The sequence below is a fragment of the Bradyrhizobium sp. USDA 4504 genome (assembly GCF_054063995.1).
The window spans coordinates 3772337-3793982 of sequence record NZ_JBSSGV010000001.1 but is presented as its reverse complement, the minus strand read 5'-3'; the positions used below and the strand labels follow the sequence as shown (position 1 = coordinate 3793982).

The 21646-nt window shown below is 64.6% G+C and carries 22 protein-coding genes, 1 tRNA gene, 2 pseudogenes and 2 riboswitches; of the genes and pseudogenes, 11 read left to right on the top strand and 14 right to left on the bottom strand.

Features of this window, described 5'->3' with window-relative positions; genetic code table 11:
• Window positions 1–188: 188 nt before the first annotated feature.
• From ACVMB1_RS17710 to ACVMB1_RS17690, 5 genes are all read right to left on the bottom strand, one after another.
• Window positions 189–1838: an ABC transporter ATP-binding protein gene (locus ACVMB1_RS17710; protein ID WP_076830168.1), complete on the bottom strand. Its 1650-nt coding sequence runs from the start codon at window positions 1836–1838 to the stop codon at window positions 189–191.
• A 141-nt stretch (window positions 1839–1979) separates the two neighbouring features.
• Window positions 1980–2867, bottom strand: a complete 888-nt coding sequence (locus ACVMB1_RS17705) for an ABC transporter permease (protein ID WP_057019082.1) — start codon at window positions 2865–2867, stop codon at window positions 1980–1982.
• Window positions 2868–2870: 3 nt separating this feature from the next.
• Window positions 2871–3812 (bottom strand): ABC transporter permease, encoded by a 942-nt coding sequence (locus ACVMB1_RS17700; protein ID WP_028336105.1) that lies wholly within the window; start codon window positions 3810–3812, stop codon window positions 2871–2873.
• 160 nt (window positions 3813–3972) lie between these two features.
• On the bottom strand, window positions 3973–5331 hold the full coding sequence (locus tag ACVMB1_RS17695; RefSeq protein WP_076830165.1) for a D-amino acid dehydrogenase: 1359 nt from the start codon (window positions 5329–5331) through the stop codon (window positions 3973–3975).
• A gap of 65 nt (window positions 5332–5396) precedes the next feature.
• A riboswitch (glycine riboswitch) is annotated at window positions 5397–5511 on the bottom strand.
• Between the two features lie 3 nt (window positions 5512–5514).
• Window positions 5515–5621, bottom strand: a riboswitch (glycine riboswitch).
• A 92-nt stretch (window positions 5622–5713) separates the two neighbouring features.
• On the bottom strand, window positions 5714–6844 hold the full coding sequence (locus ACVMB1_RS17690) for a M20/M25/M40 family metallo-hydrolase (RefSeq protein WP_026192961.1): 1131 nt from the start codon (window positions 6842–6844) through the stop codon (window positions 5714–5716).
• 265 nt (window positions 6845–7109) lie between these two features.
• Here ACVMB1_RS17690 and ACVMB1_RS17685 point away from each other — a divergent pair, with 265 nt between their 5' ends.
• The gene (locus tag ACVMB1_RS17685; protein WP_026192960.1) at window positions 7110–8729 is read left to right on the top strand and encodes an ABC transporter substrate-binding protein; all 1620 of its coding nucleotides are present in this window, start codon (window positions 7110–7112) and stop codon (window positions 8727–8729) included.
• Window positions 8730–8799: 70 nt separating this feature from the next.
• On the opposite strand, the gene ACVMB1_RS17680 is transcribed toward ACVMB1_RS17685, so the two are convergent.
• The 3 genes from ACVMB1_RS17680 to ACVMB1_RS17670 form a co-directional block, all read right to left on the bottom strand.
• On the bottom strand, window positions 8800–8943 hold the full coding sequence (locus ACVMB1_RS17680; RefSeq protein WP_253641282.1) for a hypothetical protein: 144 nt from the start codon (window positions 8941–8943) through the stop codon (window positions 8800–8802).
• A gap of 63 nt (window positions 8944–9006) precedes the next feature.
• Window positions 9007–9309 carry a hypothetical protein gene (locus ACVMB1_RS17675; RefSeq protein ID WP_076830163.1) on the bottom strand — a complete coding sequence of 101 codons (303 nt, stop codon included), beginning with the start codon at window positions 9307–9309 and terminating at the stop codon, window positions 9007–9009.
• A 169-nt stretch (window positions 9310–9478) separates the two neighbouring features.
• Window positions 9479–9565, bottom strand: a tRNA-Leu gene (locus ACVMB1_RS17670).
• 224 nt (window positions 9566–9789) lie between these two features.
• Between ACVMB1_RS17670 and ACVMB1_RS17665 the strand changes: the two genes are divergently transcribed.
• Window positions 9790–10224 carry a hypothetical protein gene (locus tag ACVMB1_RS17665; protein WP_057019078.1) on the top strand — a complete coding sequence of 145 codons (435 nt, stop codon included), beginning with the start codon at window positions 9790–9792 and terminating at the stop codon, window positions 10222–10224.
• Window positions 10225–10263: 39 nt separating this feature from the next.
• Here the strand turns inward: ACVMB1_RS17665 and ACVMB1_RS17660 are convergent, their stop codons facing one another.
• Both ACVMB1_RS17660 and ACVMB1_RS17655 read right to left on the bottom strand, forming a co-directional pair.
• The gene (locus ACVMB1_RS17660) at window positions 10264–11466 is read right to left on the bottom strand and encodes an FAD-dependent monooxygenase (protein ID WP_076830160.1); all 1203 of its coding nucleotides are present in this window, start codon (window positions 11464–11466) and stop codon (window positions 10264–10266) included.
• A 7-nt stretch (window positions 11467–11473) separates the two neighbouring features.
• A complete protein-coding gene (locus tag ACVMB1_RS17655) occupies window positions 11474–11719 on the bottom strand; it encodes a zinc-finger domain-containing protein (protein ID WP_018272338.1) in 246 nt (81 codons plus the stop codon).
• Between the two features lie 234 nt (window positions 11720–11953).
• On the opposite strand from ACVMB1_RS17655, the gene ACVMB1_RS17650 reads away from it, so the two are divergent.
• Together ACVMB1_RS17650 and ACVMB1_RS17645 are read left to right on the top strand one after the other, a co-directional pair.
• Window positions 11954–13087: a hypothetical protein gene (locus ACVMB1_RS17650; protein ID WP_076830158.1), complete on the top strand. Its 1134-nt coding sequence runs from the start codon at window positions 11954–11956 to the stop codon at window positions 13085–13087.
• Between the two features lie 57 nt (window positions 13088–13144).
• On the top strand, window positions 13145–13897 hold the full coding sequence (locus tag ACVMB1_RS17645) for an alpha/beta fold hydrolase (RefSeq protein WP_076830251.1): 753 nt from the start codon (window positions 13145–13147) through the stop codon (window positions 13895–13897).
• A 3-nt stretch (window positions 13898–13900) separates the two neighbouring features.
• On the opposite strand, the pseudogene ACVMB1_RS17640 reads toward ACVMB1_RS17645, so the two are convergent.
• Window positions 13901–15277: pseudogene (locus ACVMB1_RS17640) on the bottom strand (hypothetical protein); the annotation flags it as partial.
• A gap of 196 nt (window positions 15278–15473) precedes the next feature.
• Between ACVMB1_RS17640 and cysE the strand changes: the two are divergent.
• Window positions 15474–16301, top strand: a complete 828-nt coding sequence (gene cysE / locus ACVMB1_RS17635) for a serine O-acetyltransferase (protein ID WP_076830155.1) — start codon at window positions 15474–15476, stop codon at window positions 16299–16301.
• Between the two features lie 150 nt (window positions 16302–16451).
• Window positions 16452–16664 (top strand): DUF3126 family protein, encoded by a 213-nt coding sequence (locus ACVMB1_RS17630; protein WP_021077729.1) that lies wholly within the window; start codon window positions 16452–16454, stop codon window positions 16662–16664.
• A 118-nt stretch (window positions 16665–16782) separates the two neighbouring features.
• Here the strand turns inward: ACVMB1_RS17630 and ACVMB1_RS17625 are convergent, their stop codons facing one another.
• Window positions 16783–17493, bottom strand: coding sequence for a hypothetical protein (locus tag ACVMB1_RS17625; protein WP_076830248.1), 711 nt, complete (start codon window positions 17491–17493; stop codon window positions 16783–16785).
• Between the two features lie 219 nt (window positions 17494–17712).
• Here ACVMB1_RS17625 and ACVMB1_RS17620 point away from each other — a divergent pair, with 219 nt between their 5' ends.
• Window positions 17713–18042, top strand: a complete 330-nt coding sequence (locus ACVMB1_RS17620; RefSeq protein ID WP_076830152.1) for a DUF6949 family protein — start codon at window positions 17713–17715, stop codon at window positions 18040–18042.
• Window positions 18043–18234: 192 nt separating this feature from the next.
• A complete protein-coding gene (locus tag ACVMB1_RS17615) occupies window positions 18235–18765 on the top strand; it encodes a gamma carbonic anhydrase family protein (RefSeq protein WP_076830150.1) in 531 nt (176 codons plus the stop codon).
• 4 nt (window positions 18766–18769) lie between these two features.
• On the opposite strand, the pseudogene ACVMB1_RS17610 reads toward ACVMB1_RS17615, so the two are convergent.
• Window positions 18770–19044: pseudogene (locus ACVMB1_RS17610) on the bottom strand (hypothetical protein).
• A gap of 87 nt (window positions 19045–19131) precedes the next feature.
• Between ACVMB1_RS17610 and ACVMB1_RS17605 the strand changes: the two are divergent.
• The 3 genes from ACVMB1_RS17605 to ACVMB1_RS17595 all read left to right on the top strand — a co-directional run bounded on the left by ACVMB1_RS17605 (window position 19132) and on the right by ACVMB1_RS17595 (window position 20635).
• Entirely contained in the window at window positions 19132–19446 is a 315-nt protein-coding gene (locus ACVMB1_RS17605) for a hypothetical protein (RefSeq protein ID WP_076830147.1), read from the top strand.
• A 155-nt stretch (window positions 19447–19601) separates the two neighbouring features.
• Window positions 19602–20114, top strand: coding sequence for a hypothetical protein (locus ACVMB1_RS17600; protein WP_253623743.1), 513 nt, complete (start codon window positions 19602–19604; stop codon window positions 20112–20114).
• 371 nt (window positions 20115–20485) lie between these two features.
• Window positions 20486–20635, top strand: a complete 150-nt coding sequence (locus ACVMB1_RS17595; protein WP_156436402.1) for a hypothetical protein — start codon at window positions 20486–20488, stop codon at window positions 20633–20635.
• A 456-nt stretch (window positions 20636–21091) separates the two neighbouring features.
• Here the strand turns inward: ACVMB1_RS17595 and ACVMB1_RS17590 are convergent, their stop codons facing one another.
• Window positions 21092–21583: a hypothetical protein gene (locus tag ACVMB1_RS17590; RefSeq protein WP_076830140.1), complete on the bottom strand. Its 492-nt coding sequence runs from the start codon at window positions 21581–21583 to the stop codon at window positions 21092–21094.
• Window positions 21584–21646: the final 63 nt, after the last annotated feature.

Genomic DNA, 21646 nt, shown 5'->3' with positions numbered 1-21646 from the left:
GCGATCATAACGACGCGCGTCATGATCTCATCTCGTTGGTTGGAGCGTGATCTCCGGGGAAGACCGGCGTCCACCTTCAGGGCCACGCTCTAGCGCGCGACGTTAAGCGTGTCGTCGCGCCCAGCGCAAGCCGGGGAGCACCAGCGGATTTGCATGCCCTGTGGGCGGAAAGGCTTGAGGCTAAAGACCTAGGCCGTCGCCACAATGCCTTCCGAAACGGGGCGGAAGTTGGCGAAGTCCCAATCGCGTCCGGGCGCCGCATCGAGCAGCGCGCGGGTATAGGCCTGCTGCGGATTGGTCAGCACCTCGGCGGCCGGTCCCTGTTCCACGACGCGGCCATGCTGCATCACGGCGACGTCGTCGCAGATTTGTGCGGCGACGCGCAAATCATGCGTGATGAACAGCAGCGCGATGCCCAGCCGGCGCTGGATTTCGTCAAGCAGATCCAGAACCTGCGCCTGCACCGAGACGTCGAGCGCGGACACCGCCTCATCCGCGACGAGCACGTCGGGATCGAGCGCCAGCGCGCGCGCGATCGCGATGCGCTGGCGTTGGCCGCCGGAGAACTGGTGCGGATAGCGCGAGATCGCGTCGGGCGGCAAATGGACGAGCTCGAGCAGCTCGCGCGCCCGCGCCAGCGCATCCTTGCGCGGCATGCCATAATTGACCGGGCCTTCCGCGATGCTCTCGCCGACGGTGACGCGCGGATTGAGCGAGCGGTAGGGGTCCTGGAAGATGATCTGGATCTTCTGGCGATGCGGCTGCAACAGCCGGCGCGACAGGTCGGAGATCTCGCGGCCGGCGAGGCGTACCCCGCCCGAGGTCGGATCGATCAGGCGGACGATGCAGCGCGCCACCGTCGACTTGCCGGAACCGCTTTCGCCGACGATGCCGAGCGTGCGGCCCTTGCGCAGAGTGAGCGTGACGTTGCTGGCGGCGGCGACCTCGCGGGCTTTGCCGTACAGCGACCGCTCCCGGTAGACCTTGCTGAGCTCGTTGGCTTCCAGCACCACGGGCTCGGTCGTCTCCGGGCGCGGCGCGCGCGGCACCAGGCTCGGCACCGAGGACAAGAGGTTGCGGGTGTACTCCATCTTCGGATTGCGCAGCACGTCCTGCAGCGGGCCGGTTTCGACCAGGCGGCCGTGCCGCATCACCGCGACGCGGTCGGCGATCTCGGCCACCACGCCCATGTCGTGGGTGATAAACAGAACCGCGGTGCCGTGATCGCGTTGCAGGTCGCGGATCAAGGTGAGGATCTGCTTCTGGGTGGTGACGTCGAGCGCGGTGGTCGGCTCGTCCGCGATCAGGAGCTTCGGCTCCAGCACCAGCGCCATCGCGATCATGATGCGCTGGCGCTGACCGCCCGAGAGGCGGTGCGGGTAGGAGGAGAAGATGCGCTCCACGTCCGGCAGCCGCACATGCTCCATCATCGCCAAAATCTTCTGGCGCCGCGCGCGGGCATCGAGATCTGTGTGGGCGCGCAGCACCTCGTCGATCTGGCGGCCTACCGGCACCACGGGATTGAGCGCGGTCATCGGCTCCTGGAAGATCATCGCCATCCGCGTGGCGCGGAGTTGCCGCAGCCGCCGGTCGCTGGCGGTGAGCAGTTCCTCGCCGACCAGTTTGACGCTGCCGCCAGACGGCACCAGCGTGCCCTTCTGCTGCAGGCCCATCACGGTGAGCGATGTCACCGACTTGCCCGAGCCGCTTTCGCCGACCAGGCACAGCGTCTCGCTTTCACGTACCTGCAGCGAGAGGTCGTCGATGATGCGATGCGCATCCGCCTTGCGGCCGAGGCCGACGACGAGATTGCTGATGTCGAGGACGACGTTGGTCATGTCAGGGTCTCTTGGCGCTGTGAAGGAATTTACCCACTGTCATTCCGGGATGGTGCGCCAGCACCAGACCCGGAATCTCGAGATTCCGGGTTCGATGCTTCGCATCGCCCCGGAATGACGGCTTCAGAAGAGCTGAAGCCGTCACTTGCCCTCACGCTGCTTCATGCGGGGATCGAGCGCGTCGCGGGCGGCGTCGCCGATCAGGTTGACGCTGAGAATGGCGATCGAGAGCAGCAGCCCCGGCCAGAAGATCAGCGACGGCTTGACCTGGAAATAGGCGCGGCCCTCGGCCATGATGTTGCCCCAGGTCGGCGTTTCCGGCGAGATGCCGGCGCCGAGGAACGACAGGATCGCCTCGGTCAGGATCGCGGACGCGCAGACATAGGTGCCTTGCACGATCAGCGGCGCGATCGTGTTCGGCATCAAATGCCGCCACATGATCTTCGGCAGGCTGGTGCCGAGCGAGATCGCGGCCTCGACATAAGGTTCCTCGCGTGCGGTCAGCACCACCGAGCGCACCAGCCGCGCCACGCGCGGGATCTCGGGGATGGTGATCGCGACCATCACGGTCCAGATGCTGGCGCCCGACAGCGACACCACGGCGATCGCGAGCAGGATGGCGGGGATCGCCATCAGGCCGTCCATCACGCGCATCAGCACCGCATCGACCCAGCGGAAGAAGCCGGCGACGAGGCCGATCAGAAGGCCGATGGCGATCGAGCAGACGGCGGCGCCGAGCCCGATCACCAGCGAGATCCGTGCGCCGTAGATGATGCGCGACAACAGGTCGCGGCCATAAGCGTCGGTGCCGAGCAGATATTGCGCGCTCGACGGCTTCAGCCGCTGCGACGGCGTCAGCAGCAGAGGATCGTGCGGCGCAAGCAGCGGCGCGAAGATCGCCATCAGGATGATGAGGGCGAGGCTGATCGTCGCAACCGCGATGATCGGCGTCGACGTCAGGAAGCCGAACTTGACGCGGAACGGCCGGGTAACGGGAAGCGAGGATTCGGGAAGGGTTTCGATCGCCATTGCTCAGTACCGGATACGAGGATCGAGCAGGGTGTAGGCGAGGTCGATCAACAGATTGACCGCGACGTAGATACCCGACGTCAACAGGATCATCGCCTGGATCACCGGATAGTCGCGCGCCAGCACCGCATCGACGGTGAGGCGGCCGATGCCGGGCAGATTGAACACGCTCTCGGTGACGACGACGCCGGAGATCAGCAGCGCGAAGCCGGAACCGATCACCGTGATGACCGGCACGGCGGCGTTGCGCAGCGCATGGCGCAGCAGCACGCCGGTCTCGCCGATGCCCTTGGCCCGCGCCGTGCGCACGTAATCCTCGCCGAGCACATCGAGCATCGAGGCCCGCGTCATGCGTGCGATCAGCGCGACATAGATGAAGGAGAGTGTGCAGGTCGGCAGGATGAGGCGCTGGAAGAACGGACCGAAGCCGGCCGAGATGCTCTTGAAGCCCTGTACCGGAACCCAGCGCAGATCGATCGCAAAGATCTGGATCAGCACATAGCCGATGACGAACACCGGCACCGAGAAGCCGAGCACGGAAAGCCCCATCACGAAGCGGTCGATCCAGGTGCCGTGCTTCCACGCCGCGATCACGCCGAGCGGCACCGCCACCAGGATCGAGAGGATGATGGTGGCCAGCGCGACCGAGATCGAGGGCTCGAGGCGCGGGACGATCATTTCGAGGATCGGCTTGTTCGAGATCAGGGAGACGCCGAGGTCGCCGTGCAGCAACTTGGCGATCCAGGTGTAGAACTGGATGTAGATCGGCTCGTTCAGACCAAGCGAGGTCCTGATACGTTCGAGCTGTTCGGGAGTCGCGTTGTCGCCGGCGAGGATGGCGGCCGGGTCGCCCGGCGTCAGCCGCAGCAACAGGAACACGAACAGAGCCACCACGCCCATCACGGGAATGGCGGCGAGGATGCGGCGAAGCAGATATCCGAGCAAATTTGATCCGTTGGGTTGTGGTCGATGAAGTCCCCAGCGGGACCGTTGCACACCAGACCGTAGCACAGATGGTAGCAGACTCACGGTAGAACTTGAGCAAGTCCCATGCCATCGGTGCTGCGGATTTTGCGGTGCAGCTAATCAGTCCTGTTGGCCGCGATTATTCCTCCGGTGAAGTTTGAAGCAGTCCACTGGAAGGTGGATTGATTTCAGCTTTGCGCGCGTCGGCGGGCACGTCGAGCCCGGCACCGAACGTCGGCGCCATCGGCGGCGTGTCGAGGTCGCGCCAATCGTCGATCGCCTGGGCCACCATCTGCGCCGTCGCCGCCGACAGTGTCCAGCCAAGATGACCGTGGCCCGTATTGTAGAACACGCCCGGAATCCGTCCGGCGCGAACCACCGGCATCATGTTCGGCATCATCGGGCGCAAGCCCGCCCATGGCACGACTTTCGACGTGTCGATCTCCGGGAAATGATGCCGCACCCAGTCCACCAGCGGTTGAATGCGATCGGCGCGAATGTCGCGGTTGAAGCCGTTGAACTCGGCGGTGCCGGCGACGCGGAAGCGGTCGGCGCCGAGCCGGCTGGTGACGATCTTCGCAGCTTCATCGAGCAGGCTGACGGTTGGGGCCGCATTCCGGCTTTGCGGCGCATCGAGCTGCACCGTGATCGAATAGCCCTTCACCGGATAGACATTGACGCGGTCGTTGAGCAGGCTGGCGAAGTGGCGGCTCGCCACGCCGGCGCAAATCACGATCCCGTCCGCCTGCAGCTGCTGGCGCGTCGCGACCGCAGCATCATGTGAAGCAGCTTCGTTCCAGCCGATGCGGAAGCCGTCATCGCCGTGTGCGATCGTGTCGACGTCGGCTTCATGGACGAAGCTCGCGCCACGGCGGATGCAGGCGTCGGCAAGCCCACGCGTGAATTTGTGAATATCGCCGGTCGCGTCCGACGGCGTGAAGAAGCCGCCATAGCAGGTTGTCTGCAGCGCGGGTTCGATGACGCGGATCTCGTCCGGGGTCACCGGCCGGCGGTCGAGCCCGCCTTGCTGCAGCAGCGCGTTGACCTTGAGGCCGGCTTCGAAGCCGGCCCTGTCGTGATAGACGTGCAGGATGCCGCGGCGTTCGAGATCGAAGGCAATGTTTTCGCGCTCTGCGATCGAGAACAGATGCTTGCGCGCTTCGATGGCGAGCTTCGTGGTCTCGATGGTGTTGCCGCGATAGCGCGTGATGTGGCCTACGAACTCGCCGATCCAGGAATATTTGTGCCAGCTCGGCTTCGGGTTCATCAGCAGCGGCGCGTCGCTTCTCAGCATCCAGCGCAGCCCCTTGAGGATGGTCGCGGCGCTGTTCCACACCTCGGCGTTGCTGGCGGAGAGTTGTCCGCCATTGGCGAACGAGGTTTCCATCGCGGCGTAGCGATGCCTGTCGAGGACAGTCACCTTGTAGCCGCGTTCAAGCAGGGCATAGGCCGTCGTTACGCCGGTGATGCCGGCGCCGATGATCGCGATGTGTGGCATGATAGTTGTCAGGCTCCCGTGGGTTAGAGTCGCCGAACCGCCGGTGAAACCGGCATCGGCGCCCCATCTGTCACGGTACCTGAGAGCTTGATCCGCATCGGGCTGTGGCCAGAAGCGAACTATCCCCTTCGGTGGACGTCATGGCCCTTGATGTGCGGCCATGTTCGTCTCTCTCCAGATCGTCCTGACGATACAGTCCTTTTGCCTGAGAGTTTCCGGGGCGGTTGCTCCGTCGGCGCCGAAGCCAACAACACGATTGTTGTCGGTTCGATCTCTCCCGCATCGTCGCGTTGGACGGCCGGACCGTAGGCGAAGCCTTAAAAATGGACAAGGCTAAATTTCGATCCGGCAGTGCCAACGTGTTGTGCAGTGCAAATCGATGTCAGTCCAGCGTCGCCAGCAGTGCCGCCATCAGGCGGCCGCGTTCGGCGAGGCTGTCGACCTCGATGTGCTCGTTGAGCGTATGTGCATCGGCGCCGCGAACGCCGAGGCCGTCGAGCGTGGGGATGCCCATCGCGCCGGTGAAGTTGCCGTCCGAGCCGCCGCCGGCGCTGCCGTGCGGCAGATCGAGACCCATCGCTGCAGCAAGGCCTTTTGCCTTTTCATAGAGCGCCATGGTGCCCGCATCGGGCTCCCACACCGGGCGGGTGACGCCGCGCGTCACCTTGAACGTCACGTCGTTGGCGGTGCCCGACAGTGCCAGCATGCGCTCGACGCCACGGTCGAGATCGGCCTGGCGCTTGGCCATGCTGAGCGCTTCGCCGGTACAGGTCGTCGCGACGCAATTGACCCACTGGCCGCCATGCACGATGCCGACCGAGAAGGTGCAGTCCTCGGTGGTCATGCCGTCGATGGCGATGATCTGCCGCGCCATCTCGCGGATCGCGGAGCGACCGGAAGACAGCGTTGCGCCGGCATGGCTGGGCTTGCCGGTGGCTTCCAGGTTGAAGCGCGCGATCGCATAACGGCCGGTGACGACGCCGTTGTTCGGACGGCCGGGCTCCGGCACCAGCACATATTTGTTGCGCGCGGCTTCCGCCTCGATGATGTCGCGCGTCGACGGCGTGCCGACCTCTTCGTCGGGGGTGAACAGCACGGTGATCGGCAGCGGAGTCGTGAAGGAGGCGCGCGCCAATTGCCTGATCGCCTCGATCGACAGGTAGTTGCCGCCCTTCATGTCGAAGATGCCCGGCCCGAAGCACTTGTTGCCTTCGCGCCGCCACTTCAGCTTTTCGATCGTGCCGACGGGGTGAACGGTGTCCAGATGGCCGGCGATCAGGATGCCGGGCTGGCCTTGTTTCGGATGGGGGAAACGGGCGCGGACGCAGCCCGCGAAGCCCTGGCGTCCGGCGATGCGCTCGATCGTCGCACCCATGATCGCCATCTCGCGGGCGGCGAGATCGAGCATGCGTTCGACCGCGGCGGCGTCCCAGGTCGGGCTTTCGCATTCCACCCAGCTGCGCAGGCCCTGCAGCATCGTTTCGGAATCAAAGGGGAGATTGGCGGGGTTCATCGTTGTTCTCTCTTGTTGTTCTGACGGCGCCGGCATCGCGCGCGCGTTACGAAAATCTCAGCCGACGATTTTGTAAAGCCAAAATCTGGCGCGCGGCCTCATTCGTTTGTGTACGTCCGATGCGACCTGAAACCGATTGACGCGCTTGGCGCTTGGTGCAAGTCTCAATTTCACAAGCCATACAGCATGTTAGTTCGCCTAAATAACGAACCACATGCATAACGAATAAGCCGGCTTTGACCAGTTACACGTCAGGAGAGATTGCATGTTCCCTATCTCGCGTTGGAAACACCGCACGCTAGCGGCCGCGTTGACGGCGCTCGCGCTGTCGTTCGCGCCGCAGGAATTGTCATTCGCGCCGCAGGCGATGGCCGCGGGCAAGACCATCACCGCGGTGATGCACTCGGATCTGCGCGTCATCGATCCGATCATGACCACGGCCTACATCACCCGCGATCATGGCTACATGATCTATGACACGCTGCTGGCGACGGATTCCAATTTCAAGATCCAGCCGCAGATGGCGGACTGGAAGGTTTCCGACGACAAGCTGACCTACACGTTCACGCTGCGCGACGGTCTGAAGTGGCACGACGGCGCGCCGGTCACCGCGGAAGACTGCGTCGCCTCGCTGCAGCGTTGGGGCAAGGTCGACGGCATGGGCCAGAAGCTGATGGACTTCGTCGCGAGCCTGGAGGCGACCGACGCCAAGACCATCACGCTGAAGCTGAAGGAACCCTACGGCCTCGTGCTGGAATCGATCGGCAAGCCGTCATCGCGCGTGCCGTTCATGATGCCGAAGCGTCTGGCCGAGACGCCGCCGGACAAGCCGATCCCGGAACAGATCGGCTCCGGACCGTTCAAATTCGTGCAGGCGGAATTCCAGCCGGGCGTGAAGGCGGTCTATGAGAAGAACAAGGACTACGTGCCGCGCAAGGAGCCTGCGAGTTGGACCGCGGGCGGCAAGGTGGTCAAGGTCGACCGTGTCGAGTGGGTCACGATGGCCGATGCGCAGACCGCGGTGAACGCGTTGCAATCCGGCGACATCGATTTCATGGAGAACCTTCCGTTCGACATGCTACCGGTGCTCGAAGCCAATCCGGATCTCAAGATCGACGTCCTGAACAAGTTCGGCTTCCAGACCCTCGGACGCATGAACTTCCTCTATCCGCCGTTCGACAATCCGAAGGTGCGCCGGGCTGCGTTCCTGGCGATGAACCAGAAGGACGTGCTCGACGCGCTGGTCGGCAACGCCAAGTACCAGAGGATCTGCGGCGCCTTCTTCGTCTGCGGCACGCCGCTCGAGACCGACGTCGGGGCCGAAACGCTGGTGAAGGGCAACGGCCTGGCGGAAGCCAAGAAGGCGCTTGCCGCATCCGGCTATGACGGCACCCCCGTGGTGATCATGGCGCCGGGCGACGTCACGACGTTGAAAGCCCAACCGGTCGTGGCTGCGCAGCAGTTGCGCGAGGCCGGCTTCAAGGTCGACCTGCAGGCCACCGACTGGCAGACCGTGGTGACCCGCCGCGCCAGCCAGAAGCCGCCGAAGGAAGGCGGCTGGAACATGTTCTTCACCAACTGGGTCGCGGCCGACGTCTCCGACCCGATCGTCAACGCGTCGATCACCGGTCGCGGCAAGAATGGCGGCTGGTTCGGCTGGGCCGAAGACGCGAAGATCGAGGAGTTGCGTGACAAGTTCGCGCGCGCCGGCTCGGCTGAGGAAAAGAAGAAGATCGCCGCGGAAATCCAGACCGAGGCCTACGATCAGGTGATCTACGTTCCGCTCGGCCAGTACACCATTCCGAGCGCATGGCGGAAGTCGCTGACCGGTGTGCTCGACGGCCCGGCAACGCCGATCTTCTGGAATATCGACAAGTCCGAGTAAGCTTGCGGCTTGACGCAAAACAAATGGCCGGGACTTGTCCCGGCCATTTTTCTTTTCGCGCTATCGCTTGTCAGGTGTGGCTGTCGCGGAGCTGCTCCAGTCCGTCGCTGAGCGGTGGTCCGCCTTGTGGTGCGTGCTGCGGCGGGGAGGGGCACTCCTTGCGCTGATCGGGTTGGTCGGTTGCGCGCTGCGCGGATGGATCGTCGTTCGGCATCGTCATGCTCCAATTGCGGCATGACAACGAATACGCAGTGCACGGGTTCCGAACCGGCGACCGCTAATCGCCGTGGCCTGGTGTTATGCTGCTCGGGCTCGACAAGCTCGTGAGCTGTGTCTGTCTGGTGCCGGTTCCGCTCATCCAGACCGCCGCTCCAGCGGCAAACGTGAGCAGTCCGTACACCATGATCGCGCCGCGGATCCATCGCCGGTAGATCGCGCGGTCGTCGGGCGCAGCGTTGCGGAAATTCTGGGCATTGAGCCCGTTGCTGCAATGAGCCGCATCGTCGCCATGCTCGAGAGTAAGGGCACCATGATCGCGCGCCGTTTCGCTGGCAATCCGATTGCTCTTTGCAATCTCCATCGCCGATCTCCGACCAAAATTGATTTCGAAATGCAACAGCCGCGAAAATCCGCGGCCGGAATTTCCAATGCGGGTAAGACTACGACAATCAGCGATCGCGGCGTGTGAACTGCGCCACAGCCGGGAAACACGACGCTGGCCCGCTCGGGTGCGTGTGGCATGCGAAGGTTGGTGCGGGCGGTGGGACTCGAACCCACACGACGTTGCCATCGAGGGATTTTAAGTCCCTTGCGTCTACCAGTTCCGCCACGTCCGCGTTGCGCCAGGCGCGCCGATTTCTAGCGCGTTTGGGCGCGGAGTGGAATTGTCATTATCCGGTGCTAACAGGTGAGCTTTCAAAGGCTTAAGCGGCGGCCCGCAATTCCATTTGCCTCGGCGGCCGAGCATTGGGATAAGCAGCGCGCCGCCGCGATTGAGCCTCAATCCGGACACCGGTGGCTGCTTTAGGCAATCTCAACACTGTCCGGTTAAGAAAGCTGAATGTCTGTTCGTTTCCCACGCCGCCTGAAGCTGTCGCGCGCGGCGGCCGTCATCGCGCTGCTCGCCTCGGCTGCGGGCGTTTCCGGCTGCGCGCAGATCGGCGACACCGTGCCGTCGGCATTCGCCGATCCCGCCAAGTACGAGCTTTATGATTGCAAGCAGCTCGAGAACGAGCGCAGCAATCTCAAGACCCGCGCGGCGGATCAGGAAAAATTGATGGCCAAGGCGGAGACCGGCGTCGGCGGTACTGTCGTCTCCGAGATGGTCTATCGCAACGAGCTGATCTCGATCCACTCCCAGCAGAAGCTGGCGGATGAGGCCTGGCGCAAAGGCAGGTGCCATGAAAGCACGCCGGACACGCCTGCGGCCGCGGCCCCCGCGGCTTCCACGCCGGCGGCGAAGGGCCCGCGCGCACCGCGAGGCCTCGTCCACTAAGCTTGCGTTTCCAGACGGGTCGGTCGTGATTGGCCGAGCTCAGGCTCGCCAGTCGTAGATCCAGTCCTGCCGCGCCAGCATGCGCTCCGGACCGATGGCGCGGATCGCCAGATCGCGCGCGATCGCCGCCGGCCCGCGCAAATGATAGATGCGGCCCTGCTGTCGCGCCAGGCGCTGCACTTTCAGCACGCGCCCGCGCCGCACCCGTGCGTAGCGCGTCAACGCCGCGGGAATGCCCGCGGTGTTTTCCCCGGTGCCGTCGCTCAAGGCCTTGGCGAGCACGGCCGCATCCTCGATCGCCATGCCGGCGCCTTGCGCGGCGAACGGCAGCATCGCATGCGCGGCATCGCCGAGCAGCGTCACCGCGCCTTCGCTCCAGCGGCCGATGTCGGGCAGGGTGAACAGCGCCCATTTGCGCCAGCCGTCGACCGCGCCGATCAGCATCCGCGCCGTCGCGGGCCAGCGCGCGGTGGCGAATGCAGCCTTGATCTCGTTGATGTCGCCGGGCTCGCTCCAGCCCGGCCGGTTCCAGGTGCCCGATACGATCGCGACCACGTTGATCTGGCGTCCGGCCGAGATGGGATAGGCGACGAGATGTGCGTCCGGTCCCATCCAGAGCTGCACGCGCGGTGCGGTGTATTCACGCGGCAGGGCGGTGGCGTCCAGCGTGCCGCGCCAGGCGATCAGGCCGGAGAATTGCGGCTGTACATCCGGAAACAAATGCCCGCGCACCGACGACCAGATGCCGTCGGCGCCGATCAGCGCGACGGCCAATTCCTCCTGCCGTGAATTGCCGCGGCGTTGCACGACGGTGAGGCCTCGCGCATGCTTGGTCACATCCTCGAACTGGCAGCCGAGCCGCAGATCGATATCGGGATGGTCGCTCGCGGCGGCCTGCAGCGCCGCCTGCAAATCGGCGCGGTGGATCACCCAATAGGGTGCGCCGGCGCGGAACTCGGCGGCTTGGCCAAGCGGCATCCGTGCGATCTCGCCACCGGCCCGCGCGCTCAGGATGTTGACGGATTCAGGCGTGACCGCGCGCCGCGCAAGCGGTTCCTTGAGCCCGAGCTCGACCAGGATGCGGCTGGCATTGGGAGAGAGCTGGATGCCGGCGCCGGCTTCCTCGAGCCGTTCGGCCTTCTCCAGCACGACGACGCGAAAGCCCTGTGCCGCCAGTGTCAGCGACGCCGTCAGTCCTCCGATCCCGGCGCCTGCAACGATGACGGTTCGCGTCAGCGCCACGGAGCGGTCAGGCGACCTTGTCTTTCAGCACGCATTCCGGCGGTCGCGCTTCGCCGGCCGCGAGGTCGGATGCGAAGCGATAAAGCGTCGAGCAGTACGGGCAGATAATCTCGTTGTCATTGCCGAGGTCGAGGAACACGTGCGGATGGTCGAACGGCGGGTTGGCGCCGACGCACATGAACTCCTGCGATCCGATTTCGATCACCGAGACACCGGCATCGTTATGGAAGTGCGGGACGACGTGGTCGGACATATTCTCACCTTGATGGCAACGATGGGCAGACGCAATCAACAGCATGCGGCATCGCGAAATGCCGCGCACCATACTGGCGGGAACAGTTGATTCCTAGAGCCCCGATGGCTCATTTGCTCATGCAAATTCGACACAATCTTGTCGTCCCAGAGAAGCCCTCCTTTGGTCGGAGCCGTTGTGTCGCAAAAACGGCACACTATCTCCAAGGCGAATAAAACTAGAGGTTTTATCGGGATGAATCGGGTGCGCGTCAGCTTGGCGGTGGTCGGCGTGGCAGCAAGTGCTGCCGTGGGCGCGGCTATTTGGCCGCACGCCCGTGATGCCGGCACCGTGCTGGCGGCGCGGGACGATCCCGCTGCGCTCGCCGACATCAGGCTCAATTCCGTGCTGCGCAACAACCCGGCGTTGATCGCGGACAATATCGAGGCGGCACTGGCTTCCGGCGATGCCGACCTTGCGGCCAGCTTTGTCGAACTCGCCGGCGAGAAGAGCATCGCACTTAGTGACGATCTCACCAAGCGCGTCGATGACGCGCGCGCCGAGCAATCATCCAGCATGCATTACGCCAAGGGCTTCGCCACCGGCCTGGTGACCGGCAATGCCGACGATGTCGCAAGCCTGTCCGGCACGGTCGCCGGCGACCTGTTCGTATTCGGTGATGTCCGGGACGTCGTGCGCGAGGGCAAGCACCTCGTGATGGGCGAGGACACCGACCAGCTGGTGCTCGGCCTCGCGGCCGCCGGGCTCGCGGTGACCGCGGCCACCTATGTGTCGGTCGGCGGCGCCGGGCCGCTGCGCGCCGGGCTGACGCTGGTCAAGGATACGCGCAAGGCCGGACGGCTGAGCGAGGGGATGATCGAATGGGCCGGGCGTTCGACCCGCGAGGTGGTCGACCAGCCGGCGCTGCGCGAGGCGGTCGCATCCGGCTCGGTGCTGCGGCCGGTGCAAACCGCAACCGCGATCCGCGCGGCCTTCCGCGCCGAGAAGGCCGGCGCGCTGGTGCGCGTCGCCAAGGACGTCGGGCGCATCGGCGAGGCGGCCGGGGTTCGCGCTGCGCGGGATACGCTGAAGGTCGCCGAGAATCCGAGGGAGATCGCGCGGGCGGCGCGGATAGCCGAGGTCAAGGGCGGCCAGACCCGCGCGATCCTGAAGCTGCTCGGCCGCGGCGCGCTGCTGCTGGCGGCCGGCGCATTCAATCTCACCATGTGGCTGTTCGGCGCGCTGCTGGCGCTGTTCGGCTTCCTGTCGTCGATCAAGGCCACCACCGAACGGGCCACCGCCGGGTGGCTCAGACGAAGCAAGGTGCTGCGCCTGAAGCAGCAGATGGCCGCTCAGGCTACCTTGGCGAGTATGCCCGCCCAGGGTTAGGCTTGCGGTCGCCTGTCGATCGCCAATCGCAAATCCCAAGAACAAACGGAATGGATGATGCCGAGTTTCCATCACGGCGATGTTGAAATTGCCTTTATCGACGAAGGCGCGGGCGAACCGATCGTGCTGGTGCACGGCTTTGCCTCGAGCAAGAACGTCAACTGGATCTACCCGACCTGGGTGTCCGATCTCGTCAAGGCCGGCCGTCGGGTGATCGCGCTCGATAATCGTGGCCACGGCGAATCCGCCAAGCTCTACGATGCCGCGCAGTACGAGATCGCGACCATGGCCGGCGACGTGATTGCGCTGATGGACCATCTCGGAATCGCGCGCGCCGACATCATGGGCTATTCGCTGGGCTCGCGGATGACCGCGATCCTGGCGCGAGAGAATTCCGATCGGGTGCGCTCGGCGATCCTTGGCGGGATCGGCATCGGACTGATCGAGGGCGGCGGCCCCGGCGAGGCGGTCGCGCTGGCGCTGGAGGCGCCGTCGCTCGACGATGTCACCGACCCGGTCGGCCGTACCTTCCGCGCCTTTGCCGATCAGACCCGCTCCGACCGCCGCGCGCTCGCCGCCTGCCTGCGCGGCTCGCGCCGCCTGATGACGCGCGAGGAGGCGGCCGGCATCCGCGTGCCGGTTCTGATCGCGGTCGGCAGCAAGGACGAGATTGCGGGCTCGGCGTCAGCGCTCGGCCGGATCATTCCGGGTTCGGAGGTGCTCGACATTCCGAACCGCGATCACATGCGGGCGGTCGGCGACAAGGTCTACAAGACCGGGGTCACCGACTTCCTGTCGCGGCGAAAATAGATCGTCGGCTTCATCCCTGGCGAAGGCGCGCGCGGCCGCGATCAGCACCACGAAGGTCGCGACCCACACCATGCGCGCGCCGTAGCGGTCGTGCGGTCCCGAGATCACGCCGCAGACAAAGGCATTGCCGAGCAGGGCGAGAGTGACTGTGCCCGCCAGCAACGTCAGATCGTCGAGCCGCCGCTGCCACAGTCCTCGGCCGAACAGGATGACGACCAGGAGCATCGAGCCCAGCGCGACCGGCACGTGGATGCGGTTGATCGCGGTGAAGTCGAGGTGCCAGCGTTGCTGCCGCGCCGCGCGCATCGGCCTGACCTGTTTGGGAATGTAGCGCTCGATGATGCCGTAGGTATGCGGGATCCAGCCATTAGCGCCTTCGCCTGTCGCGACATGCATGAGCTGGTCGGCGGTTGCCGTTAGCGCCGCCTTTGCCTGCCATTCCGGATATTCGGCCAGCGAGCGCAGCACGATGGTGCCCATCTCGTCATTCAGTCCCTTGAAGCGGCCGAGCGTGTTGAACATGCTGTGGCCCCACAGGAAGTCGTCCGCGGTCGGCGGCAACTCGTTGCGATAGGGGCAGAGCTTCAGCTTCTCCGTCGCGCAATGATCGTGCAGGTATTGCGCGACGATGCCATCCTGCAGCATGCGGCCGAAGGCGACGCCATAGCCGCCGGGCGTCCAGGCCAGCTGTCCGGACAGCGCAAAGTTCCCCGCCAGCAGCATCGCCGCGCCGGCGACGGTGGTCAGGCTGCCTTGCACGAGGCCCGCGAACGGGATGCGCTGCCCGAGCCATGGACGCAGCATCCAGCCGACGCAGCACAGGCCGAGCAGCACCGCCAGCGTCGCGCTGTGCGTGGCGGCCGAAAACGCGATGAACCCGAACAGCACCGCCTTCTCCAGCGTCGAGATCCGTTCGCCGTGCAGGATCAGGATGAAGAGCGCGAGCACCGAAAGGCCGGCGAAGATGTCGGTCAGCAGCATGCTGGCCAGCCAGGGCAGGGCGGTGGTTGCGATCAGCGCGAGGCTGATCGCGATCAGCCGGACCGGCCGGGCGAGGCCGAGCACGCGCAGCGTCAGTTGCAGGATCCACAGCGTCGCCAGGGTCTGGATGCCGAGGTTGAGCCAGAAATCCGATGTCTCGCCGACATGGAGGTAGATGCCGAATACCGTGGACCGGCTCGGCACCAGGTAGCCCTCATACCAGCGCGCCAGATAGCCGCCGGTATCCCATTGGAGCAGCGGATAGCCGTTCCAGAAGGCAGGGGCGAGCAGCAGGAGGGGGATGGCAATGGTCGCGATCCAGACCGACCGTGCATCGGTCAGGCGGGCACCTAAACTCCGCGTATTGATGATTTTCCCCCTTTTATTGGGGCCGACCATGCCCAAAACCACACGGGGGACGAAATCCGCCAATAGTTGCAGAAGCACGGCTTGATTTCGGCAAAATCCCGACCAATTGCCCTAGACGCCGGCCCGGGGGTGTTCGGCTGGGGTTTACCGTACTGAGCCATCCCGGGACGCGCTGGGTCCATCGTGCTATAACGCACATCAGAACAACCGAATTGCGAGAGCAGCTATGGCAGTTCATCAGGTCAATCCGCAGGGAGGCAAGCTTGCGGCGCTCGATCCGATCTGGGATCGAATCCGCGGCGAGGCGGAGGACATCCTGCGGCGCGAGCCGGAACTCGCATCCTTCATCTATGCGACCGTGCTGCATCATGAGCGGCTGGAAGATTCGGTGGTCCATCGCATTGCCGAGCGGCTCGATCACGCCGCGCTGTCGGGCGATTTGATCCGCCAGACCTATGGCGAGGCACTGCGCGACGAGCCCGATATCGGCAACGCGTTCCGCGCCGATCTCGTCGCCGTCTATGACCGCGATCCGGCGACCTCGCGCTTCATCGATCCCTTGCTCTACTTCAAGGGCTTTCACGCGCTGCAGACCCACCGTCTCGCGCACTGGCTCTATCAGAAGGGCCGCAAGGATTTTGCCTTCTACCTGCAGAGCCGCTCCTCGGCCGTGTTCCAGACCGACATCAACCCGGCCGCCAGGATCGGCCGCGGCATCTTCCTCGATCATGCCACCGGTTTCGTCTGCGGCGAGACGGCGGTCATCGAGGACGATGTCTCGATCCTGCATGGCGTCACGCTCGGCGGCACCGGCAAGGAGAACGAGGATCGCCATCCGAAGATCCGCCACGGCGTGCTGATCGGCGCCGGCGCCAAGATCCTCGGCAATATCGAGATCGGTCATTGCGCGCGCATCGCGGCCGGCTCGGTCGTGGTCAAGCCGGTACCGCACAACGTCACGGTCGCGGGCGTGCCGGCGAAAATCGTCGGCGAGGCCGGCTGTGCCGAGCCGTCGCGCACCATGGACCAGATGCTCGGCGCGATCGGGCTTTGATTTCACTCGCTTTCTGATCGCGGCGAAAAAGCGCCCAAGCAAGAGTCGTGTGCGCAACATCACGTCGCCAAAGCCTGAAAAGGCTCTGGCGATCTTTGCCGTCTCGTCCTAAAACTCCCCCGAAAATCATCGACCCGATTGGAGACGGCCGTGGACGTTCAGGAAGTCAGGAAGCTCGACGCGTATCTCAAACGCGTGTTCAGCAATCCCAAGATCCGCGTGGTGCCGCGGCCCAAGAAGGACGACTCGGCCGAGGTCTATATCGGCGAGGAGTTCATCGGCGTGCTGTTCGTCGACGACGAGGACGATGATCGCTCGTTCCAGTTCCAGATGGCGATCCTGGAAGAGGATCTGGCCGAGTAAGGCGGAACAGCCTCGCCTTCACACGTCGTTACGACGAACTCGCGACAAAATTGCAGAGCGATCTTGCGCTGGAGCGACCATCCTTCGCGGACACGTCGCTCCGCTTGCAATGACAGTGTCATCCCTTCGCGCTGTGCATCTGCGCGGAGAGACGGTTCATCGCGGTGGCGATGTCGCGCCACTGCGCGAGCCAGCTGCGCGGAAAGCGAAAGATCAGGTCGGCGCCGTCGATGCGCCGCTCACTCAGGCACATGCCGGGCGTCGAGGTGTCGCGCGTGCAGCGCGCGGTCAGCTGCGGCTCGCTCGCGGTGAACAGGTCCTCGCCGCCATAGGGCGTGCCGTCGCGGAACGCGCGCGCCGTCAGGCCGTCATCCATGTTTGCGCGCTCGTCGAGATAGCGCGGATAGATCGTGCGCAGGCGCATGTCCGGCGCGAGTGAATCGTGGTGCGCCGCGATCGATACGAAGATCCTGTCGATCGGCTGCACCTTGTCATCGACCGTATCGGCGCTGTAGTGCTTCGGCGCGGCGGGCGCGTCCAGCGACGGATAGAGGAAGCTCAAATCGACGCGCTCCTGCGGCCCGGAGTGGCGCTGGATCTTCATGCGCACCGCCATCGTCGGCACGTTGAACAGCGTGCCGCCGACGCTCACCGGCAGCCGCGACGGATCGCTCGGCGGGATGGTCGTGTAGGTCGGCCACAGCAGATAGGCGACAAGCGCGACCGCGCCCGCCGCGATCACCGCCGAGGCGATGATCGGAACGAGATGCGCGCGCGGGTTGCGGCGGGTGTCGCGGGCGAGATGTTGGGCGGTCGAGAGAAGCGTCATGAGCGAGGCTGAGATCAGGTCGGGAGTGGCCGAATCATCTGCCGAATATGCCACGTAGCGGGGAATTTCCGTACGATTCCAATGGAATCCGGGACCGAATGGCCATGCGCAAACGCCGCGCCTGATGTGTCCGGTTAACCTTTCCTTAAGGATGATGTGGCGGCAGGCTGCCAATTCTGCGAAGCAGGGCGGGTGGCCTGTTGCGTAGCGGAAGTTCCGATGTCGCCCGATACCTTGAATTCCCTGTTCTCGCTCTTGATCGGTTTCGCGCTCGCGGGCGCGCTGGCCAACGGTTACCACGCGATGGCGGAGCGCCCGGCCGGTTTCGGTCTGCTGCAGGAGGGCGCGGCGCCGAAGACCTTCGCCGCGGTCCCGTTCCTCGTCTTCGCCGCACCGTTCATCATCATGCGCAACACGCTGCGCGGGGCGCGCATCGAGCGCCGCCGCTTCGAATTCGTGATGATGGCAACCGTCATCTCCGGCTTCTGGAGCCTGATGTCGGGCACCTTCTTCGTGATGACGCTGCGCGCTGCGGGCGTGCTGGCCTGATCCGATCATGATCCGCGGCCGATCACGGTCGCGCTTGCTTGAAACCATGTCGGCCGTCGTGCCAAGGTCTCCTGCGATCAGGGCTTCGGTTCTGATTGAATCAGAAACCGAAGCTCTGGATTTTCGTTTCGACGCGTTTTCTTCACGCGAACCGGTGTCCACTTCGCTCGAAAACGCTCCAGGGAGACCTCAATGGCGATCTACGAACTCGACGGGCAGGCGCCCGATCTTCCCGCCGACGGCAGCTATTTCATCGCCGACAATGCCGTGGTGATCGGCAAGGTCCGCCTCAAGTCCGCCGCGAGCGTCTGGTTCGGCGCCGTGCTGCGCGGCGACAATGAGTGGATCGAGATCGGCGAGGGCTCCAACGTCCAGGACAATTCCACCCTGCACGTCGATCCCGGCTTTCCCCTCAGCATCGGCAACAACGTCACCATCGGCCACAATGCGATCGTGCACGGCTGCACGCTGGAAGACGGCGTGCTGATCGGGATGGGATCGATCGTGATGAACGGCGCGCGGATCCGGCGCGGCAGCGTGGTCGGTGCCGGCTCCGTCATCACCGAGGGCAAGGAGTTTCCGGAAAATTCCCTGATCGTCGGTGCGCCCGCGCGTGTGGTGCGTACGCTTGACGCTGCGCAGGCCGAAGCGCTGTCGCGGCCGGCGAAGTCCTACGCCATCAGGGGCCCGCAATACAAAACGGGACTGAAGAAGATCGGCTGAAGCTTCAGCGCTTGCGGCCGCGCTTGCGCGCGGCGTTCGGTGCGGCGGGGCGAGGCTTCGCTGCGCCTTGCGGTCTCGTTGCCTGTTGAAGTCTTGTTGCTTCCTGAAGTCTTGCGCTCTTGCGCAGCGCATCCTTCAGGTCGATCGGAATGCCGTGCTTCTTGAGCAGGTCGGCGAAAGCTTCGTCGGCGAGCTCCTGCAAGGTCGCCATCCGGTCGCGCGCCCGAGTTGCTTCAGCTTGTCGAAAGTGTCGTCGTCAAACTCGATCAGCTTGCGCAAATTGCATTGCTCCCAAACTGTATTGCTCCAACGCCTGCGGGAACCGGCGTTTTGCGGACTCGTTGACGTCCGCAAGGGAGAATTGCCATGCGCAAATTATCTGTCACCACCGCGCTCGCGACAATCGCGATTGTGCTGACGCCCGCGGTTACCGTCGCCCAAGGTACCGGGAGCGGCGCCGGGACCGGCAGCCCTTCGTCAGCCAGCCCGACATCGCCGCAAGCCACGTCGCCGCCGGCCGGGACCAACAGCGCCGGGACCGCGCAATCCTCCGGCGGCCCCAATACCGGCAGAGGCGTTACCACCGGATCGGCATCGACGACCGAGAGCGTCGACAAGGCCATCGCCGACGAGAACGAAAAAGTCGAGCGCCGTACGAAAGGCATCTGCCGCGGCTGTTAACTTCTGAAGGCCGTGCTTTGATGAACGCGGGTCGCGCAGATGTGAGCGCGACATAGGCGCGCGGTAGAAGCCGCGGTCCTAGATTGAGCTAGCATACGCAGGACGCGGCGGAGGAGGCTTGAAAACAAAGCCTTTGAAAAGAGGAGTAACGGGTAATGTTGCGTAAAACGATGATTGCCTTGCTGGCGACGGCCTCGGTCGGTCTGTTCACCGTCGATGCTGCGTCGGCACGCGGTGGCTTCGGTGGTGGCGGCTTTCATGGTGGCGGCGGCTTCCGCGGCGGTGGCGGATTTGGCGGCTTCCACGGCGGCGGCGCTGCATTCCGGGCGATGGGCGGAGGCGGTGGCTTCCGGTCGGCTGCGATCGGCGGCGGCGGTTGGGCCGGCCGCGGCTGGCACGGCGGAGGCTGGCGTGGTGGCGGCTGGAACGGCGGCTACTATCGACGCGGCTGGGGTGGCTGGGGCTATCCGCTCGCGGCGGCAGCGGTCGGCTTCGGGGTGGGCTATGGCGCCTACGATTACTATGACGGCTACTACGGCAATCCATACTACGCCGGCTACGGCTATGACGACGGCTACGGCTACGGTTACGGCGGTTGTTACGTCGTGCGCCGCGGCGTGATGACACCGTATGGCTGGCGCGTTCGGCCGGTGCAGGTTTGCAATTGAGCCATTCGCTCATGCATGGGCGGTCCATTCGCTCGCCATGCTGATGGTCTTGCAATGATCGGCGCGGCCGGCGTTTCGATGCCCGGCCGCCGCGTTGTCTGTCGCGCACTAGTGTGCTGAATGCGAAGTTCGTGCGATTTCGCGGCAGCCACTTTCACGAACTTCGCATTCATAAAGCACACTAGAATCATAAGTTTGCTAGTGTCCTTATCGAATCCGAAGTTCGCTCCGAAGGTCCGGCAAATGATGCGAACTTCGGATTCGGGACACTGGTATGCAGCTTGCACCGCCTTGCAGCAGTCCGTGCGTGAGCGCGCCGCGAAAACAGATGGCCCGGCCGCGATTGAAGCCGGGCCCAGAGGACATCCAAGATGCTGACCATTCCTGACCTGACATTGCTGCTCATGGTGGTTGTTGCGAGCCTTGCCGTTGCGCTGATCTACATGCTGCGCGAGCTCGAGCCGAAGCTTGCGCGGCTGCGACTGCGAGGTGGTCGCGTCTTGCGCGATCGCACCGAATAGGGCGGCAATTCCGTTCGTCGCGGCTTTGGCCGCGGTGATGCTGCGCATACAGAGTCGTCAGCCGAGCACGCCGTGTTTCTTCAGGCGATCTGCGTCTTTCGCGCGGCGAGGGCCGCCTTCGGGATCTCGAGCCGGAGCTTTCCTGGTGGGCGGTCCCGAGCGGGATTCAAGGACCCCAAAAAACAAGGCCGTCGACGTAGTATACCGTCAACGACCTTGCCAGCCCCGGATATTGAAATCGGCTCACGCCATCCGGTCATTCGAAGATGACTCGGATTCGAAGGCCGATATGTGAACCAGTTCACAAAGTCAGGATTAATTCACGGTAACGGGCACTCATGATCGGCCGCCGCCGGCAGCCCTCGAGCGCGAAAGTTCCCGTTAATTGATGATCTTGCTCGGGATTTGGCGCATTTTTATGGCTGGTCACCTGGGTGAGCGGGGTCTGCGGGGGCGTCAACCGCGCGACCTGTGGCGCTTCCGGTTGGCGCTACGGGTGGCCTTCGAGCGCTTGCGCGGCGCGGGCTCGGCGGCCGGCTCGTTGGCCTGCGCACTCGCCAGCGACTGGCGCAAACCCTCGACCTGTTCGGTCAGCGCGGCGACCTGGTCGGAGAGCCTCTTCGCATCGGCCGCCTGCAAGGCGAGCTGCTTGCGCATGGTCTGCAGCTGGTCCTGCACCTCCTGCAGCTGGTCGATGGATTCCTGCTGGGTCGCCTCCATGCCCTTGGTCTTTTCCACCAGGGCCTCGGAGACCTGCGCGGTCCGCGCCTGCAACTGCCGCGCGGCGACCATGCGGTCGGTCTCCGGCACGTTGCCGGTGTAGGCGCGCCACAGCGCGATCGAGCCGATCCCGAACAGCACGAGCACCAGCGCCACGGCGCCGATCGCAATCGGCTGCACGCCAATCAGGCTGCTGGCTTGTGAATTCCGGGGGGCAAGTTCGACCATGCGACCAACAACCGGACATCAATTGAAAGGTCCGAAATAGCACAAACCCCGGCGCGGGCAAAA

Excerpts from the sequence above, each read along its gene's own strand:
- ACVMB1_RS17690 (WP_026192961.1), bottom strand. The coding sequence starts at position 6,844 with ATGAACCCCGCCAATCTCCCCTTTGATTCCGAAACGATGCTGCAGGGC.
- ACVMB1_RS17710 (WP_076830168.1), bottom strand. The coding sequence starts at position 1,838 with ATGACCAACGTCGTCCTCGACATCAGCAATCTCGTCGTCGGCCTCGGC.
- ACVMB1_RS17685 (WP_026192960.1), top strand. The coding sequence starts at position 7,110 with ATGTTCCCTATCTCGCGTTGGAAACACCGCACGCTAGCGGCCGCGTTG.
- ACVMB1_RS17650 (WP_076830158.1), top strand. The coding sequence starts at position 11,954 with ATGAATCGGGTGCGCGTCAGCTTGGCGGTGGTCGGCGTGGCAGCAAGT.
- ACVMB1_RS17590 (WP_076830140.1), bottom strand. The coding sequence starts at position 21,583 with ATGGTCGAACTTGCCCCCCGGAATTCACAAGCCAGCAGCCTGATTGGC.
- ACVMB1_RS17595 (WP_156436402.1), top strand. The coding sequence starts at position 20,486 with ATGCTGACCATTCCTGACCTGACATTGCTGCTCATGGTGGTTGTTGCG.
- ACVMB1_RS17625 (WP_076830248.1), bottom strand. The coding sequence starts at position 17,493 with ATGACGCTTCTCTCGACCGCCCAACATCTCGCCCGCGACACCCGCCGC.
- ACVMB1_RS17675 (WP_076830163.1), bottom strand. The coding sequence starts at position 9,309 with ATGGAGATTGCAAAGAGCAATCGGATTGCCAGCGAAACGGCGCGCGAT.
- ACVMB1_RS17600 (WP_253623743.1), top strand. The coding sequence starts at position 19,602 with ATGTTGCGTAAAACGATGATTGCCTTGCTGGCGACGGCCTCGGTCGGT.
- ACVMB1_RS17680 (WP_253641282.1), bottom strand. The coding sequence starts at position 8,943 with ATGCCGAACGACGATCCATCCGCGCAGCGCGCAACCGACCAACCCGAT.
- ACVMB1_RS17615 (WP_076830150.1), top strand. The coding sequence starts at position 18,235 with ATGGCGATCTACGAACTCGACGGGCAGGCGCCCGATCTTCCCGCCGAC.
- ACVMB1_RS17665 (WP_057019078.1), top strand. The coding sequence starts at position 9,790 with ATGTCTGTTCGTTTCCCACGCCGCCTGAAGCTGTCGCGCGCGGCGGCC.
- ACVMB1_RS17705 (WP_057019082.1), bottom strand. The coding sequence starts at position 2,867 with ATGGCGATCGAAACCCTTCCCGAATCCTCGCTTCCCGTTACCCGGCCG.
- ACVMB1_RS17620 (WP_076830152.1), top strand. The coding sequence starts at position 17,713 with ATGTCGCCCGATACCTTGAATTCCCTGTTCTCGCTCTTGATCGGTTTC.
- ACVMB1_RS17655 (WP_018272338.1), bottom strand. The coding sequence starts at position 11,719 with ATGTCCGACCACGTCGTCCCGCACTTCCATAACGATGCCGGTGTCTCG.
- ACVMB1_RS17605 (WP_076830147.1), top strand. The coding sequence starts at position 19,132 with ATGCGCAAATTATCTGTCACCACCGCGCTCGCGACAATCGCGATTGTG.
- ACVMB1_RS17645 (WP_076830251.1), top strand. The coding sequence starts at position 13,145 with ATGCCGAGTTTCCATCACGGCGATGTTGAAATTGCCTTTATCGACGAA.
- cysE (WP_076830155.1), top strand. The coding sequence starts at position 15,474 with ATGGCAGTTCATCAGGTCAATCCGCAGGGAGGCAAGCTTGCGGCGCTC.
- ACVMB1_RS17695 (WP_076830165.1), bottom strand. The coding sequence starts at position 5,331 with ATGCCACACATCGCGATCATCGGCGCCGGCATCACCGGCGTAACGACG.